This window comes from Geobacter argillaceus (assembly GCF_007830735.1).
Taxonomy (GTDB): domain Bacteria; phylum Desulfobacterota; class Desulfuromonadia; order Geobacterales; family DSM-12255; genus Geomobilibacter; species Geomobilibacter argillaceus.
Map to the genome: position 1 here is coordinate 50,591 of NZ_VLLN01000003.1, position 16,634 is coordinate 67,224.

Annotated in this window: 17 protein-coding genes; 7 read left to right on the forward strand and 10 right to left on the reverse strand. The window is 58.8% G+C overall.

Annotated features, from left to right (window positions below; genetic code table 11):
- Nucleotides 1–6: 6 nt before the first annotated feature.
- Both darT and darG read left to right on the forward strand, forming a co-directional pair.
- Nucleotides 7–651, forward strand: a complete 645-nt coding sequence (darT, locus tag JN12_RS03125; protein ID WP_145018011.1) for a type II toxin-antitoxin system toxin DNA ADP-ribosyl transferase DarT — start codon at nucleotides 7–9, stop codon at nucleotides 649–651.
- Between the two features lie 13 nt (nucleotides 652–664).
- Entirely contained in the window at nucleotides 665–1,714 is a 1,050-nt protein-coding gene (darG, locus tag JN12_RS03130) for a type II toxin-antitoxin system antitoxin DNA ADP-ribosyl glycohydrolase DarG (protein ID WP_145018013.1), read from the forward strand.
- Between the two features lie 114 nt (nucleotides 1,715–1,828).
- Here the strand turns inward: darG and JN12_RS03135 are convergent, their stop codons facing one another.
- The 3 genes from JN12_RS03135 to JN12_RS03145 all read right to left on the reverse strand — a co-directional run bounded on the left by JN12_RS03135 (nucleotide 1,829) and on the right by JN12_RS03145 (nucleotide 5,899).
- Nucleotides 1,829–4,624, reverse strand: coding sequence for a response regulator (locus JN12_RS03135; protein ID WP_145018016.1), 2,796 nt, complete (start codon nucleotides 4,622–4,624; stop codon nucleotides 1,829–1,831).
- 18 nt (nucleotides 4,625–4,642) lie between these two features.
- Entirely contained in the window at nucleotides 4,643–5,047 is a 405-nt protein-coding gene (locus JN12_RS03140) for a response regulator (RefSeq protein ID WP_145018019.1), read from the reverse strand.
- A 282-nt stretch (nucleotides 5,048–5,329) separates the two neighbouring features.
- Entirely contained in the window at nucleotides 5,330–5,899 is a 570-nt protein-coding gene (locus JN12_RS03145) for a hypothetical protein (RefSeq protein ID WP_145018022.1), read from the reverse strand.
- A 293-nt stretch (nucleotides 5,900–6,192) separates the two neighbouring features.
- On the opposite strand from JN12_RS03145, the gene hcp reads away from it, so the two are divergent.
- Nucleotides 6,193–7,839: a hydroxylamine reductase gene (hcp, locus tag JN12_RS03150; RefSeq protein WP_145018025.1), complete on the forward strand. Its 1,647-nt coding sequence runs from the start codon at nucleotides 6,193–6,195 to the stop codon at nucleotides 7,837–7,839.
- A 156-nt stretch (nucleotides 7,840–7,995) separates the two neighbouring features.
- Complete coding sequence (locus JN12_RS03155) at nucleotides 7,996–9,195, forward strand: L,D-transpeptidase family protein (RefSeq protein ID WP_145018029.1); 1,200 nt, start codon at nucleotides 7,996–7,998, stop codon at nucleotides 9,193–9,195.
- Nucleotides 9,196–9,209: 14 nt separating this feature from the next.
- Here the strand turns inward: JN12_RS03155 and JN12_RS03160 are convergent, their stop codons facing one another.
- Both JN12_RS03160 and JN12_RS03165 read right to left on the reverse strand, forming a co-directional pair.
- Nucleotides 9,210–9,482, reverse strand: coding sequence for a hypothetical protein (locus JN12_RS03160; protein ID WP_170241826.1), 273 nt, complete (start codon nucleotides 9,480–9,482; stop codon nucleotides 9,210–9,212).
- Nucleotides 9,483–9,625: 143 nt separating this feature from the next.
- Nucleotides 9,626–9,805 (reverse strand): SAP domain-containing protein, encoded by a 180-nt coding sequence (locus JN12_RS03165; RefSeq protein WP_145018032.1) that lies wholly within the window; start codon nucleotides 9,803–9,805, stop codon nucleotides 9,626–9,628.
- 281 nt (nucleotides 9,806–10,086) lie between these two features.
- On the opposite strand from JN12_RS03165, the gene JN12_RS03170 reads away from it, so the two are divergent.
- The gene (locus JN12_RS03170; RefSeq protein WP_145018035.1) at nucleotides 10,087–11,712 is read left to right on the forward strand and encodes a fumarate hydratase; all 1,626 of its coding nucleotides are present in this window, start codon (nucleotides 10,087–10,089) and stop codon (nucleotides 11,710–11,712) included.
- 229 nt (nucleotides 11,713–11,941) lie between these two features.
- A complete protein-coding gene (locus JN12_RS03175) occupies nucleotides 11,942–12,322 on the forward strand; it encodes a hypothetical protein (RefSeq protein ID WP_145018038.1) in 381 nt (126 codons plus the stop codon).
- A 77-nt stretch (nucleotides 12,323–12,399) separates the two neighbouring features.
- Here the strand turns inward: JN12_RS03175 and JN12_RS03180 are convergent, their stop codons facing one another.
- The 5 genes from JN12_RS03180 to JN12_RS03200 all read right to left on the reverse strand — a co-directional run bounded on the left by JN12_RS03180 (nucleotide 12,400) and on the right by JN12_RS03200 (nucleotide 16,051).
- Complete coding sequence (locus JN12_RS03180; protein ID WP_145018041.1) at nucleotides 12,400–12,582, reverse strand: MerR family transcriptional regulator; 183 nt, start codon at nucleotides 12,580–12,582, stop codon at nucleotides 12,400–12,402.
- A gap of 177 nt (nucleotides 12,583–12,759) precedes the next feature.
- Nucleotides 12,760–12,957 carry a hypothetical protein gene (locus JN12_RS03185; RefSeq protein ID WP_145018044.1) on the reverse strand — a complete coding sequence of 66 codons (198 nt, stop codon included), beginning with the start codon at nucleotides 12,955–12,957 and terminating at the stop codon, nucleotides 12,760–12,762.
- A gap of 85 nt (nucleotides 12,958–13,042) precedes the next feature.
- The gene (locus JN12_RS03190) at nucleotides 13,043–13,876 is read right to left on the reverse strand and encodes a rhomboid family intramembrane serine protease (RefSeq protein WP_145018047.1); all 834 of its coding nucleotides are present in this window, start codon (nucleotides 13,874–13,876) and stop codon (nucleotides 13,043–13,045) included.
- A 76-nt stretch (nucleotides 13,877–13,952) separates the two neighbouring features.
- Nucleotides 13,953–15,602: a fatty acid--CoA ligase gene (locus JN12_RS03195; RefSeq protein ID WP_145018050.1), complete on the reverse strand. Its 1,650-nt coding sequence runs from the start codon at nucleotides 15,600–15,602 to the stop codon at nucleotides 13,953–13,955.
- A 203-nt stretch (nucleotides 15,603–15,805) separates the two neighbouring features.
- Nucleotides 15,806–16,051, reverse strand: a complete 246-nt coding sequence (locus tag JN12_RS03200; protein ID WP_145018052.1) for a hypothetical protein — start codon at nucleotides 16,049–16,051, stop codon at nucleotides 15,806–15,808.
- 294 nt (nucleotides 16,052–16,345) lie between these two features.
- Here JN12_RS03200 and JN12_RS03205 point away from each other — a divergent pair, with 294 nt between their 5' ends.
- Nucleotides 16,346–16,579 (forward strand): hypothetical protein, encoded by a 234-nt coding sequence (locus JN12_RS03205; protein WP_170241827.1) that lies wholly within the window; start codon nucleotides 16,346–16,348, stop codon nucleotides 16,577–16,579.
- The last annotated feature ends 55 nt before the right edge of the window (nucleotides 16,580–16,634 follow it).

Here is a 16,634-nt window from a genome sequence, read left to right on the forward strand (position 1 = left end):
AACGATATGACCACGCCTATCCCTACCCCCATATACCGGATGCTGCATATTGACAACCTGGCGGTGCTGCTGCAACGCGGTGGCATGCATGCACCATGTCATGTGCCTGATGACGGGCTCCCGTACAAGACGATCCATAACCTGGACATCCAGAACGAACGGCATGTACGGCCTATTCCCTGCGGACCGGGCGGCACCCTGCACGACTATGTACCGTTCTACCTCGGGCCGCGCTCTCCGATGCTGCTTCAACTGCATACCGGGCGGGTCGATGGGTATACCGAGGGACAGGCACCGCTGATCTATCTGGTTACCACGGCGCAGGCTTTAGTAGAGGCAGGTTGTGGCTATGTGTTCTCCGATGGACACGGGATTGCACGGTTCACGGATTGGTATGCCGACCTCGACATGCTGGAGAATCTGGATTGGGATATGATATACGAGCGGTACTGGTCAGATGACGTGGATGATATGGACCGGCAGCGGCGCAAGCAGGCAGAGTTCCTTGTTCATCAACAATGCCCGTGGAATCTCATACGAGAGATCGCCGTCATTAACAACAATGTAGCCGCCAGAGTCCGGGAGATACTGTCGGCATACCCGAACGCACACAGACCGGATGTGCAAGTTCGTTCTGTATGGTATTATTAATAAGAGGTGAAGGATGATCCAGTACACAAAGGGAAACATACTGCGAGCTGATGCGGAGGCATTGGTCAACACTGTTAACTGCGTGGGCTTCATGGGCAAAGGGATTGCTCTGCAGTTCAAGAAGGCATACCCTGAGAACTTCACAGAATACCAGAAGGCCTGCAGGTCCGAAGAGGTGCAACCGGGACGGATGCATGTGTACTCAACGGGGCGCATGCTCAACCCTCTCTATATCATCAACTTCCCGACCAAGCGGCACTATCGCGAGCGCTCCCGGTATGAAGACATCGAATCCGGTTTGCGGGCGCTGGTGGCCGAGATCCGCCGCCTCGGAATCCGGTCGATAGCCGTGCCGCCCCTTGGGTGCGGGCTCGGCGGGTTGAACTGGGGCAAGGTCAAGGGGATGATCGAACAGGCATTCGCCGAGCTACCCGACACTCAGGTGCTGGTATTTGAACCGGGTGAGACCCCCGCCGCCGATACCATGCCGATCGGCTCGGAGCGACCCAAGTTAACCGTACCTCGTGCGCTGTTCATCAAGCTGATGCAGCAGTACGGCCAGTCGGCCTATAGATTGACCCTGCTGGAGATCCAGAAGCTTGCCTACTTTCTCCAGGAGGCCGAACAGCCGTTGCGCCTGAAGTACGAGACCGGCATCTACGGCCCGTATGCTCCGAACCTGAACAAGGTGCTGGAGATGCTTGAGGGTCATTTCATCCGAGGTTATGGCGACTCACAAAAGCCGGATGTCGAGATAACCCTGCTGGAAGGGGCCGAAGAGGAGGCCAAGGCTTTCCTGGCAGATCAGGAGCCGGAGCTACAGCGATTAGAGCGGGTCAGCAACCTCATCGACGGCTTTGAAACCCCCTACGGTATGGAACTGCTATCGTCTATCCATTGGCTGGCGAAGCATGCCACTCCCCAAGTAAAGACTCCTGAAGAAGCCATCGTCAGCATGGCGGCTTGGACTGACCGCAAGCGAAAGCTGTTCAAGCCGGAGCATATCCGCATCGCGTGGAGCCATCTTAATTCCCAAGGGTGGTTCAACGCGGCGGTGTCATGAGTGTAATCCCCAAACAGGATACTGACCCCACCCGCGAACTCACCTGTGGACCACGGTAGAGTGCTGCGTAAGCCGAGGACGACGCCGTGGAGCCCCAGAATTGCGCGGAGGGAATTAACCGCTCAGCACAGTAGCTGCGTCTTCAGCATTGGAGCTGTCAATGAGATAGGCCGGGAGTTCCTCGACCAGTAACGCCATTTCATTGTCCATGGCCATCATCAGGCTCTTCACCGAGCCATGATCACTGGCGGCTATCGCCTGTTCCAGGTCCGCCGCCAGCCCTCTGAGTCTCGACGCACCGATATTGGCCGCGCACCCTTTCAGCGTATGGGCCTGTCGTGAGGCCAGGGAAAGGTCGTTTCCCCGAAGAGACTCCTGAAGGATCGCCACCTGTTGTGGCGCATCCTGCAGAAACGCGTCGAGTATGGCCCGCAGAATATCCCTGTCATCCCCAACTCGCGCCATAACCTCCGGGTAGTCGATGGGGGCCGCAAGGTCTGAACCGGTAGGAACCTCACGCCCGGCCGGTGCTGACGGACAGTACCGGCTGATCGCCCCGGCCAGATCAGCCCCACGGATCGGTTTGGCTATGAAGCCGTTCATCCCCACGGCCAGGCAGTTGGCACTGTATTCTTTGTAGGCGTGGGCAGTCATGGCAATGATGGGAATAGCCGTCGCGCCGCTCTCCGACTCCCTCTTCCTGATCAGCCGGGTAGTCTCGATGCCGTCCAACAGCGGCATCTGGACATCCATCAAAATGATGTCGAACACCCCCTTCTCCAGTAACGCAAGCACTTCTCTGCCGTCAGAGGCAATGGTTACGGTGTGTCCCATCTTCTCCAGGATGAGGCCGGCCACCTTCTGATTGACCAGGTTGTCTTCGGCAAGAAGAATCCGCAGCGCCGCACCCCCATGACGGGTGACGGCCGTGGTCTGGACGGCGGTATGGGAGGCATGTCCCTGCAAGGCCAGGCAGACAACGGTATACAGTTCCCGCTGCTTGATCGGCTTGGCCAGGGAGCGGGCGATAGTGAGTTCACGGCAGATATCGGCCCGGATGTTGCCCGATGAGGTGAGCAGAATCAGGGCAAGGTCGCCAAGTGCCCCGGTATCCCTGATCCCCCTGGCAAGGGTTATGCCATCCATGTCCGGCATCTGACCGTCGATGATGGCCAGATGAAAGGGGTCCCCTTCGGTGGCCGCCCGGCAGAGGAGCCCTAAGGCCTGTTCGCCGCTCGTCGCCGGGTCGGTCCGGAATCCCCAGTGATCAAGCGCCTGTTGGACGATGAACAGGTTGGTCTGATTGTCGTCGACAATCAGGACATGGTCGCGGCCCTCATAGCACCGGAGGGGGACAGAATCCGCTACCGGGAGAGGGCTCAGACCGAACCGGGCAACGACGTTGAAGGTGCTCCCGCCGCTCGGGTTGTTCTCGGCCCAGATCCTGCCATCCATCATGGTTACGAGGCTGCGGCAGATGGAAAGGCCAAGACCGGTGCCGTCGAATCTGCGGCTAGTCGACCCCTCGGCCTGGGTAAACGAGTCGAAAATGAGATCCAGTTTGTGGGGAGCGATGCCGATGCCGGTATCCGCAACCATGATGTGCAGACGTACGGCATCCCCTTCGCCATTGGCGTCCATGCAGGCATCCCTGCCGACCCGAACCACCACTTCCCCTTTGCTGGTGAATTTAACCGCATTGCTGATCAGATTGCAGAGTATCTGCCGGAGACGGGTCGGGTCGCCAACCAGCATCACCGGCACGTCGGGGTCCAGGTGAACGATCAGTTCGACCCCTTTTTTGTGGGCCAGAATCGCGAACGTCTCGGCACTCTCGTCCAGGACCGTGTGCACGTTGAAGTCGGTCTGTTCCAGTTCAAGCCTCTCCGCCTCGATCTTGGAAAGGTCCAGGACATCGTTGAGCAGGGTCAAAAGCCCCTCGGACGCATTGCCCACCGTTTCCAGGTAGCCGCGCACATCGGATTGCAGCTCAGTCTGGAGCGCCAGCTCTGTCATCCCGATGATGGCGTTCATCGGGGTGCGGATTTCGTGACTCATGTTGGCAAGGAATCGGCTCTTGCAGCGGTTGGCCGCCTCGGCTGCCTCCTTAGCCTGCTTGAGCTCGGCAACCATCTGGGTGATGGCGTGCAGAAGGCGGCGTGTTTCGTCGCTGCACCCGTTCAGAACCTCATCATTGTCGCCGAGGGCCACGTGGGCGGCATGGTCAAGGGCCTGCTTGAGGGGGCGGTTGATCCGTCTGGCCACATGGGATGAGAAAAGCAGGCTGGCGGTGAAGAGGGCAGCAGCTACCGCAAAAATGCCATGCCTCAGAGACTGCATATCACCGTACACGTCGTCGACATAGATTCCGCTCCCGATGACCCATTCCCACGGTCCATACAGGGTGATACGGGAGATTTTGGCCACCGGCTCGTTAGCTCCCGGCTTTGGCCAGAAATAGCGATAATAGCCGCTCCCATCGCGAAAGGCGATGCGGTTCATATCCCTGAAAATCAGTTTGCCGGCAGAATCCTGGAGGTTACTCGTGTCCTGGCCCTCCAGTTGGGGGCTCAATGGATGCAAAACCATTCTGCCGTCAAGGCCTTGGATAAAAACATAGTCGTTGTTGCCATACCTCAACGCCCGCAGGGTGGCTATCGCTTGGCGTTGGGCCGTGGCACGATCCATCTTGCCGCTGTCTGCCTGACTCGCATAATGTGCAACCGTCGAACAGGCTGCTTCAACGATCTGACGGACGGCGTTCTTTCGCTCGGCAAGGAGCTTTTCTTCAATGGACGGGAGAAGATACAGGAACAGTGCGGCGGTTGCCGAAATGACGCCCACTGCGGAAATACCGACGATCTTGAAGAAGACCCCCCAGTTTCTCAAAAAAATGAATCTGTCAATCACGTAAGACCCTTATTCTGCTTAAGCCCTGGCTGCCAGGCCGTATTCCCGAAGCAGATTATCCAGGGCCGGCCGACTGACCGGCTTGACCAGATAACCGTTGCATCCCCCATGGTAATAGGCACCCACCACATCCCTGGGCGATTCAAGCGATGTCGTCATGACAACCTTCACCTCTTGGTGCTGCGGGACCCCGGCCTGCTTTTCCTGTATTCTGATCTCTTTGAGGACCTCCATTCCGTCAAGCTCAGGCATCATGACATCCAGGCAGATGAGCGCGTAGGGCTTCCGTTCAGCCCGGGCCATGGAAACGGCCGCAAGTGCCTCCCTGCCGTTCACTGCCACATCACACTCCCCGTGCGCGGCGAGGAACATCTGCAGCATCCTGCGGCTGGTAAAGTCGTCCTCAACAATGAGAAATCGCATTACACTCCTCCTTAGTTTGGTCGAACACTCTACGGCCCCGCTCCGAAAGCGTCTGCGCCGTACCGGGACACGCCTGCAGACTCGGCATACGGAAACGATGCACCGGCAGCGGCACTGCCGGCCGGCGAACCATCTCTTGGTGCCATGAATCGAATCGAAGGGGAAAGGTGACCGGGGTCGTCCTTGTGCAGTTAGGCATGATTTATTAAATCGGGTAAACCTGGTCGACCTTGAGAGACAATTGGAGGGAATATGCAATTTTTTCTATTTTTACAACAGAAGCTATTTGAACCTGATGATGAATCTCGTCCCGAAGCTCTCCTCCGGCTGCTCCCCCCCCCTGACCGGAGGCCGGCCGAACAGTGTCTGGTCGTAGAAGAGATTCAGGTCCAGCTGCGGCGCCAGCTTGATCCCCACCTCGCTCCGCCATCCCAGGTTGGAGCCGGGCTGCCGCAGATCGCTGGAAACCTGCCAGTCCTTATCCTGACCCGGATGACCGGAAAGGCTCCCGGCACGGGAAAAGGTGGTGACCGGAATCTTGGCCGCAGTCGACAGGGAAAACCGCTCAAAGAGCCGCATCGTTCCCCCTGCCTCGGCATGGAGCTTGTGTGTGGAAAGTGCCGCCCCGCCACCCATCTCTTCCAGACGCTGCCGATAATCCAGGCCGATCATCGGCTCCAGAGAGAAGGAGAGGCTCGGCTGATAGAGTAGCCCACCGGTGGTAAGCAGTCGCGACGGATCGAAGAAGCGCCCGGCGTCGGCCACGGCTCCAGCGGCCGACGGAACCTGCACTGAAGCCAGGAAAAGCAGTATGGCGGATAACCGCCTTATCCAGTTCAGACAAATCAACATGAGCATCCCTTCTTACGAAGTGCGTCATTGAAGTAACGACACTCCCGAATGCATTCCCAGTATACCCCAACGGGGAAAAGAAGCGCTATTCCGTGAATCCGAAAACCTGGAGAGTGTTATGGGCGTTTTGGCAAATATTGACCCAGGTCAAAGAGCCATGCCGCGTTTTCGGATACGTTTGGTCCCAAGGAACGGTTGCGTTTGGATGACTCGACGCTATAGTTTGAAAGTCCATTCCGAACGGATACACGACACGGCGAATCACCACCACAACAATCAAGGAGGATATCGACATGGGAATGTTCTGTAACCAGTGTGAACAGGCTGCCAACGGCGTCGGCTGCAACATCTCGGGGGTCTGCGGCAAGAAACCGGAAGTGGCGTCACTCCAGGACCTGCTTCTGTACGGGCTGAAGGGAGTCGCCCTCTACGCCGCCAAGGCCAGGGAGCTGGGAGCCAAGGATGATGCCATCGACAAGTTCGTCGTCGAGGGGCTCTTCACTACCGTCACCAACGTGGATTTTGATGCCGGCCACATCGAGAAGGCCGTACGCAAGAGCGTCGAGGTCCGCAGCAAGGCCAAGGCCCTGTATGAGCAGGCATGCCAGGCCAAGGGGACCACACCGGCAGCCATAACCGCCCTCCAGGCCAGTTGGACGCCGGCGCCGGACCAGGCGGGACTGATCCGCCAGGGAGAGGAGCACGGTCTCTCCACCCTCCACGTCAACGAAGACATCCGCTCGGTCATCGAGATCCTCACCTACGGCCTCAAAGGGATGGCAGCCTACATGGACCACGCCCTGATCCTGGGCAAAAGCGATGAAGAGGTCATGGCCTTCTTTCACAAGGCGTTGGCAGCCACCACCGACTCGAACCTGGGGCTGATGGATTTCGTCGGTCTGTGCATGGAGTGCGGCAAGCACAATATCACCACCATGGGCATCCTCAATGCCGGCCATGTGGAGAACTATGGCCACCCGGTGCCGACCCCCGTCGAACTGGGCACCAAGGCCGGCAAGGCGATCCTGGTCTCCGGCCATGACCTGAAGATGCTGGAGGAACTGCTCAAGCAGACCGAAGGCAAGGGGATCAACATCTACACCCACGGCGAAATGATCCCGGCCCACGGCTATCCCGGCCTCAAGAAGTACTCCCATCTGGTGGGGAACTTCGGCGGCGCCTGGCAGGACCAGGCCAAGGAGTTCGTCAACTTCCCCGGCGCCATCGTCTTCAACACCAACTGCATTCAGCGGCCGTCGGACTCCTACAAGGACCGGCTCTTCACCTGGGGACTCGTCCAATGGCCGGACGTGAAGCATATCGAAGGCTGGGACTTCTCGGCAGTCATCAACAAGGCGTTGGAACTCCCGGGGCTTCCCGAAAACCCCGGCCAGCAGATCCTCACCGGCTTCGGCCACAACGCAGTCCTTGGCGTGGCCGACAAGGTGATTGCCGCGGTGAAGAGCGGCGCCATCAAGCATTTCTTCCTGATCGGCGGCTGTGACGGTGCCAAGTCGGGCCGCAACTACTACACCGAATTCGCCGAAAAAACGCCGGCCGATACGGTTATCCTGACCCTGGCCTGCGGCAAGTACCGCTTCAACAAGCTGGAGTTCGGCGACATCGGCGGCATCCCGCGCCTCTTGGACGTGGGCCAGTGCAACGACGCCTACTCGGCGGTCCAGATCGCCGTGGCCCTGGCCGGTGCCTTCAACTGCGGGGTCAATGACCTGCCGTTGTCGTTTATCCTCTCCTGGTACGAGCAGAAGGCGGTGGTCATCCTCCTGTCGCTGCTCCACCTGGGGATCAAGAACATCAAGCTGGGGCCGAGCCTGCCGGCCTTCGTCACCCCCAACGTCCTCAACTTCCTGGTGGAGAACTTCAACATCGGGCCGATCACCACGGTGGACGCCGACCTGAAAGCGGCACTCGGCCAGTAAATACAACGCAGCATATGACAAAGAGGCGTGGGGAATTATCTCCACGTCTCTTTGTTTTTACTGCCAGTGCTCGCCCTGCTTGAAATCCCGCAAGAAAATTGCTATGGTCACCACCGCCGGCATCTTGGCAACATTTAATGCAGGAGGTCGTCCCATTTGTTCCGTACCCTCTTGGGCTGCTTGCTGCTGACAGCTCTCATCGCCCCCCCCGCGTTTGCCGCCCATCCCGAAGACACCCGCCTCAACGCGCTGCTGGTATTGGTACGACTGCGCCAGGAAGGCGCCCAAAACCGCGTCCGTGAGGATTACCGGAAAGTCGAGGAGCTTTTTGCCCGCGGAGATACCCTGGCCAGGGCAAACCGGACCGACGAGGCAGACGGGATATTCGTTCGGATGGCCGAAACGGGCGAACGGCTGCTGCGCCAACTCATCGCCTCCTCCCCATCGACAACTGAACCTGCCGCACCGATGGTCACGGCAGCTGTCGAACAGACAAGCGACGCATCTGCCGACGAAGACGATGACCATCCCCAATCGGATTGGCTCGTGGGTGGCGAGAGCATCTACGTTGTTGAGAAATCCGAAACCCTGCGTTCGGTCGGGGCAAAGGTGGGGGTCAACTGGCTGCAGCTGGCCCATCTCAACGGCCTGGACCCGCAGGTGCACCTCAAACCCGGCCAGGAGATCCGTTTCAACAACCTGCGGATCATCCCGAAGCAGGTCGCCAGCGGCATCGTGGTGAACATCCCGGACCGTACCCTCTATTACTTCAGAAACGGCCGCCTGGAGCGAACCATCCCGGTTGCCGTGGGCCGGCCGAAAGGACGGGACGGTGAACCGGTCTGGCAGACGCCGGTCGGCAGGTTCAAGGTGGTCGGCAAGGCAAAGAACCCGGTCTGGCGCGTTCCCCCTTCCATCCAGGCAGAGATGGCTGAAGAGCGGAAAAAGGTTGTCGACCTGGTCCCGTCGGGCCAAAAAAATCCCCTCGGCAAGTACGCCATCTACACCTCGCTTTCCGGCATCCTGCTCCACAGCACCAACCTGCCGGCCAGCATCTACGGCTACTCCAGTCACGGCTGCATCAGGATCGCCCCGAGCGAGATGGAGGCATTTTTCCGTCAGGTGCGGGTGAACACGCCGGGAGAGATCATCTACAAACCGGTCAAGCTGGCAGTTACCGACGAGGGGCGGGTCTACATCGAGGTGCACCGGGATGTCTACGAAAAGGTAAAGGACCTGAGGAAAGAGGTCCACCGGCTGGTGGCCCGCAACGGCGTGGAGAACCGGGTGGACTGGGGAAAGGTGACGCGGGTACTGAAGACCAAGAGCGGCGTCGCCGAAGACGTGTCGCTCTAATAGATCCGATTTCCTTAGCGTGGCGGCTGGGCGGCCTGGCAGTACTTGCAGGTCGGGTCCCGCCATTTGATCCATTCGCTGCACTGCACGCACTTCTTGAATTTCCCCTCGACCTCTTTCACCGGTTTTTCAAACCAGACAATCAGGATAAAGATCGGAAACAGGGCACTGAGCAGCCCCCAGACAAAGATATTACGGCCCCGGTTGGCGGCCAGGACACCGCCGATGATTCCCGGCACTGCCATTATGAGTACCAAGGCCAGTTCCGGCCGGATCACGTCGTTCATCGCATCCTCCCGTGCCACCGCACCAGTCAGGCGCCCATGACAATGAAAAAGGCGCGGGGCTGACCACACGCCTTAACAACACAAACGGTTCTCCCGGTCCAGCCCGTTTTTTCAGCCGTGCTTGGCGCCACGGTCTTTGAACCTTACTTGCAGTCATCCCGCCAGATGCAGCTTTCCTGCCCGCAGACCGCTGCCTGACCTGTTTCGTAGCAGGCCTCGTTGCCTTCGTCAGCCTGAATGGACCTGACCAGTTCGCCCTTATTCAGCTTGCCGGCCTTGATGCCACGACTCTTGGCGATCTCCTTCACATCCTGCATTTTCATAATTGATGCCTCCTTGATACGGATCTTCTGCCCTCTTTAGATAAAAACGTCCTAAGCGTAGCACACCACTGTGAGTATGCAACTGGTGCGGACAGTTTTGTCGCGTGCAACTTCCCGCTCGACAAAATCAAATTTTTCCAATATATTTCCGCATACCGTATACACAAATAAAACAGGCTCAGGGCTCATGGCTCGGGGCTCAGGGTGAAGAGCCGGCATCTTTCCCACTGTGCCCTGAATTTTTTGTCCGGCAGCCGATTCGACTGAAAGGAGAATCACCGATGTCCACCAAGCCGTTCGTGTATCAGGAGCCGTTCCCCCTTGGGAAGGAGAGCACCACGTACCGCAAGATCGAAGGTTCGGAAAAATTCGTTACGGTCGAGCAGTTCGCCGGCCAGGACGTTGTCCGGGTCTGCCCCGAAGCGCTCGCCATCCTGGCCAATGAGGCCATGCGGGATGTCTCCTTCCTGCTCCGTGCCGAGCATAACGAGTCGGTGGCCAAGATCCTTCGCGACCCGGAAGCCTCCCAGAACGACAAAGGGGTGGCGCTCGCCTTCCTGCGCAATGCCGAGATCGCCGCCAACTTCGAACTCCCCGTCTGCCAGGACACCGGCACCGCCACCATCGTTGCCAAGAAGGGTCAGCAGGTCTGGACCGGCGGCAAGGACGAAGAATTTCTCTCCAAGGGGGTCTACAAGACCTACACCGAGGAGAACCTGCGTTACTCCCAGACCGTGGCCCTGGACATGTACGAGGAGATCAACACCGGCACCAACCTGCCGGCCCAGATCGACATCCAGGCCGTGGACGGCGATTACTACAAGTTCCTCTTCATGGCCAAGGGTGGCGGTTCGGCCAACAAGACCTCCCTCTTCCAGGAAACCAAGGCGCTCCTCACCCCGGACAGCCTGGTCAAGTTCCTGGTAGCGAAGATGAAATACCTGGGCACGGCCGCCTGCCCGCCGTACCACATCGCCGTAGTCGTCGGCGGTACCAGCGCCGACTCCTGCCTGAAGGCGGTCAAACTTGCCTCAGCCAAGTACTATGACGACCTCCCCACCAAGGGAAATGAGTACGGCCAGGCCTTCCGCGACCTGGAACTGGAAGAGAAGCTGCTCCAGGAGGCCTACAAGCTCGGCATCGGCGCCCAGTTCGGCGGCAAATACTTTGCCCACGACATCCGGGTCATCCGCCTGCCGCGTCACGGCGCCTCCTGTCCGGTGGGGATGGCAGTCTCCTGCTCCGCCGACCGCAACATCAAGGCGAAGATCACCAAGGACGGCCTCTTTGTCGAGGAGATGGACAGAAACCCCGGCCGCCTGATTCCCGACCAGTACCGGGGCAAACACGAGCACGGGGTGAAGATCGACCTGAACAAACCGATGAAAGAGATCCTGGCCGAGCTTTCCAAGCACCCGGTATCAACGCCGCTCCTGTTGAACGGTACCATCGTCGTCGGCCGTGACATCGCCCACGCCAAGTTCAAGGAGATCCTCGACAGCGGCAAACCGCTCCCCGACTACCTCAAGAACCACCCGATCTACTACGCCGGTCCGGCCAAGACCCCGAAGGGCAAGGCGTCCGGCTCCTTCGGTCCCACCACGGCCGGCCGGATGGACTCGTACGTTGACCTGCTCCAGGCCAACGGCGGTTCCTTGATCATGATCGCCAAGGGGAACCGGAGCCAGCAGGTCACCGACGCCTGCAAGAAGCACGGCGGTTTCTACCTCGGCTCCATAGGCGGCCCGGCTGCGGTTCTGGCCGAAGAAAACATCAAGAAGGTTGAGTGCATCGACTTCCCCGAACTGGGGATGGAGGCGGTCTGGAAGATTGAAGTGGAGAACTTCCCGGCGTTCATCCTGGTGGATGACAAAGGGAACGACTTCTTCAAGCAGTTGGGACTGTAGTACACGGAGACATGATCCCCCCCCCCGGTCGCACCCGTGGCCGGGGGGGTATGCAGGCGCTGTTGTCATACATGCATCACGCTACAATAGCAGGCTTGACATTTGCTTTTCCTCCTCTACATTTCCTTCTAAGATCCAGTTGCAGTACGATGCTGCAGCCCTTGCGGGAAGCGGGACACTTGTCGCTTGTTGCTCATCACACCAATCCCACTGAACAACGGAGGCATTCATGGAAGAAGCACGGGCATTGATTTCTGTTTTCCACGAATTGAATGCAACAAACGACCGCAAGATTGCTCTATTCTCATCCTCGCTCATTGGCCTGTTCGGTTCGACCCGCATGTTCGAGGACTTTCTTTCCGATCTGGACAACTCGCTCACCAACGGAACAATTTCTGAGCCAGTCAAAGAGCGGGCTACCAACCTCGCTCGCACCTACATCCCCCAGGTCGCCCAACTGAACGGCATCGAGGACATCAACGGCCAGAACGTTGCAGCCGAACAACTACGCGCGATCCGAATCACTCCTCCCCATGATAGGAAACAGGGGGTACGCATCATTCTTGCCGCTCTCATAAAGATTCTGGAAGTGGTCAAAACCTTGGGCTGAACAAAAAAATAACGGCGCCGGGACTCGTCAATCGCAGCCGATCCAGGCGCCGTTTCTCGCAGGGAGCGTGATTGTCCTCAGATTCCGGTCATCTCCTGAACCTTGAGCTCCAGGTCGTCGATGTTGACCCGCACCACCTTCTTGTCCGTCTCTTCCCCGCGAACCAGCCCCTCTTCCACCCACGACAGGATGACCTTCTTCTCCACGCCGAACTTCTCCGTTGCCTCATCCAGGGTGTACCAGGTTTTCTCGAATGACATGGGAGGCCCCCTCTCCAGAACTTTTGTGAAGTATATCACTTAGAGCTCGTTCGTAAATAATCGCCCTGCGGGACCGTACATTCAGGGAGTCCCCCGGAAACGTCAGCAATTTCCCCGGGCGCGCCGACAAAAAAGCCCGCTACACGCGGGCTCACCTCATGCCATGGCAATCGGGCACTAATCGCTCAGTTCGGCGCATTCCTCCTTGCGCCAGCTGTCCAATTCACCGTTTTCCAATCTCACCTGAACCGTATCGCCACCGTAGGTACAGCCGAACGAGTAGCCGATCTCGCCGCTCTTAAGGTTCTTGAGGGGGACAGGTTCTTCACGCTGTTCGGTCCGGTAACAGACTGCGTCAAATTGCGAGCCTTTCATGGCGCGGCCCCTCCTTTCGTCGTTCTTTGTCTATATAATACCAGGAACCTGAAGGGTTTGCATCCCGTGAACCGTGGCGTTGCGCTCAGAAACCGAACCAGATGGTCAATGCACTGATCACTGCCCACCCCAGCACCCCAATGGTCATTCCGCCGCAGAGAAGCGCCAGGGAATGGTGGGCTGTCCCTTCGGGGCGTCGTTCCTCGTACCCCAACAGCATGCCCAGCAGAATCCCCCCCACTATCCCGCCACCATGCCCCCAATTGTTGATTCCCGGCATTATCAGACCGAACAGCGCGAGACCGACCACCCAGCCGCTCACCTCGCGGTAGACCGCACTGCCGTAAGCCCCGCCCCGGCTCTTGCCGTAGTAGAGAAGCGAGCCGATCAGGCTGCAGACCGCTGCCGATGCGCCGATGGTAAAGGGAACGCCGGCCAGGTACGAGATCCAGAAGCCGCACATACCACCCAGGGTATAGATGACAAACATTCGGTTCGGGCCATACTCGTTAATGACCCAGGGGGCAATCTGGCGCAGGGCCATCAGGTTGAAGAGGATATGAAAGATGCCACCGTGGAGATAGTTGGCAGAAAGGATCGTCCAGAACCGGCCGAGCCGGTCAATGGGAAGCGTACCGGTAGCACCGAGCAGCATGAGGCTCGTCTGGTCCGGGCTGAAGGCGCTGAGCGGATTGCCGAAAAAGCCGCGCCGCGACGACAGCAGCAGCGACAGGATATAGAACGCAATATTTCCGGTGATGATGGCCTTGACCAGCCAATCGCCGTCCAGTATACCGCGGCGCCATACCGCTCCGCGCCACCAGGTGGTTGCACGTGACGCCCCGCACCAGGAACAGGTGGTTTCCGTGCTGCCGATCAGCCGCCGACAGCGGGGACAGAGCATAGCCCGTTGCTTCATTTCTCGTTGCTCCTTGCCATGAGTTGCTGCATATACCACAATGAATACGTCACGATCCCCGCCCTGCCGGCACCCTCTACCCCCGGTATTTCTCCCGGAGCGCGACCTTGTTGATCTTGCCGACGCTGGTCTTATCGATGGCATCGACGAAGCTGACCCTTAACAGCACCACCTGCTTGGACACGACCCCCTTGTCGGCATACTCCCGCACATAGTGCTGCAGCCCCTTCTCGGCAACCAGCCCCATCTGTTCCGGCTTCAGCACCACCAGCGCCAGGGGGCGCTCCCCCCATTTTTCATCGGGCTGACCGATGACCGCCACGTCGGCAACGGCCGGATGATGCGCCAGAATATCCTCCAACTCCAGTGACGACACCCACTCGCCGGCCACCTTGATCACGTCCTTGGTCCGGTCGGTGATCTTCACATACCCCTGGCCATCGATATTGGCCACATCGTTGGTGTGAAGCCATCCACCCGCCCAGAGCCGGTCAGAGGTCTTGTGGTCTTTAAGATATCCCTGCGTCAGCCAGGGTGCCCGAACCACGATCTCGCCGGTACTCCTGCCGTCCCTGGCAACATCCTGCATCTGCTCATCCACCAGGCGCAGATCAACGAGCGGCAACGGCAGACCGGTTTTACAGCGGATCTCCGCCTGTTCCGCCGGCGCCAGCTCCAGCGCCTCGCGACTGAGGTGGGCAATGGTAAGAATCGGGCAGGTCTCGGACATGCCATAGCCGGTGAAGAGGTCGATACCCCGCTGCAGCGCCTCCACACAGAGTGCCTTGTTCATGCTGGCCCCGCCGATGATCATCTTCCAGCCGGACAGATCAACGGTATGGCTCATCGGGCTCTTCAGGAGCATGTGCAGGATGGTCGGCACGCAGTGGGAAAAGGTGACCTTCTCCCTCTGGACCAGTTCCAGCAGATGTTCCGGGGCATAGCGGCCCGGATAGACCTGTTTGACCCCCATGGTGGTGGCCACATAGGGAAGCCCCCAGGCGTGGACATGGAACATGGGGGTCATCGGCATATAGACGTCTTCCCGGTGAAAGCGCCCCTGGACGGCCGGAGTGGCGAGGGCGGCGATGACGCCAAGGGTGTGCAGCACAAGCTGGCGGTGGCTGAAGTAGACCCCTTTGGGCATGCCGGTGGTGCCGGTCGTGTAAAAGGTGGTGGCCCTCGTATGTTCGTCGAAATCAGGGAAGGAGTAATCGGGCGCTGCTGCGGCCAGCAAGGTTTCGTACTCTCCGGCCAGGGTTACATGGGTGACGGGAGGAGCCGGTTCGTCGTTCAGGAGGACGTAGCTCTTGACTGTATCGATGCGGCCGCGGATCTGTTCGATGATCGGCAGGAATTCGCTGTTCACCAGCAGGACATCGTCTTCGGCATGGTCGATGGTATAGAGGATCTGCTCCGGCGAGAGCCGGACGTTGATGGTGTGGAGCACGGCCCCGATCATCGGCACGGCAAAAAAGCACTCAAGATACCGGTGGCTGTCCCAGTCCATGACCGCCACCGTATCGCCGGCCTTGACGCCGAGGTCGGTCAGGACATTGGCCAGACGGCAGATCCGCTCGTGAAGGTCGCGATAGGTGTGCCGTCGCAGGTCCCGGTAAACGATCTCCTGGTCCGGAGCGCAGACCAGCGGTGTCCGGAGAAGGTTCTTGATCAGAAGAGGATACGCATATGCTGCCATGGCTGACGGGGAAAGAGAATCGTTCATGCCGACACCTCGCTGTATTGGTTGGCCGTCGGGTCACCTGACCCGCAGCGCAGAATACCTTGACAGCGAAGGCAAGGAAACAGAAATTTGTGTAACTCGTGAGGTACTATGGGAAGCGTTTCGATGCAACGTGGCGGGATGAGATAACAAAAGGGCCACATCAATGACGTGGCCCTTTTGTTCACTACTGTGATCTGCGACGATTACTTCGCAGCCGGAGCAGCAGCCGGGGCTTCGACCGGCTTGGCGGCTTCCTTCTTCACGGCTTTCTTGGCCTTTTTGACTTTTTTGGCTTTCTTGGCCGGCTTGGCGGTTTCCTTGGTCATTGCGGGGTGACCGGCGGGCATGGCCGGGGCAGCTTCGGTCTTCGGCGCGTCAGCGGCGAGAACGGTACCGGCGAATGCAAGGGCAACAAGGGCAGCGGCGATGGTGGAGAATACTTTTTTCATGATCGACTCCTTTTTTGTGGTTGTGTGGTTGAGTGGTTGTGCTGTCTTATCCTATAGCAGCGACCGTGCCAAACAGTTTACCACCGCAACAAGCTGTAATCGTGAAACATTTTCCATCCCTACGGATGCCACAGCCCGACAGGACACCTGAAAACCTCCGACAATAACCTTATTTGCGTCAGCACGAGTGGTGCGTTGGAATTCGTCAGTTCGCCGTTGCTGATTGGTATTGACTGGCCACCGGCTCTGGGATATCGTCGCCAGGGTACGCATACCAGCTCAGGCAGAGGACACATGATGAAAGACAAGAGAGGCTTCGCCCTGGGTATCTGCGCACTGCTGATCTATATCGTCGGCGGTATCGGCACCTTCGGCGGCATCGCCATGATAGCGCTCCTCAAAGGTCATGACCTGTGGGGCTGGGGCGACGGCCGCGCCATCGGCTATCTCTTTCTCTGCACCGGACTGGCCCTCTCCATCCTCGGCGTCCTGCTGATGCGCATCCTCAGAAACCGGCGTCTCACCTGAACTGTCCCGCCTCAAAAAAGGGTTGAGCCGCCAGGGAAAAGGGATTATCCTGATT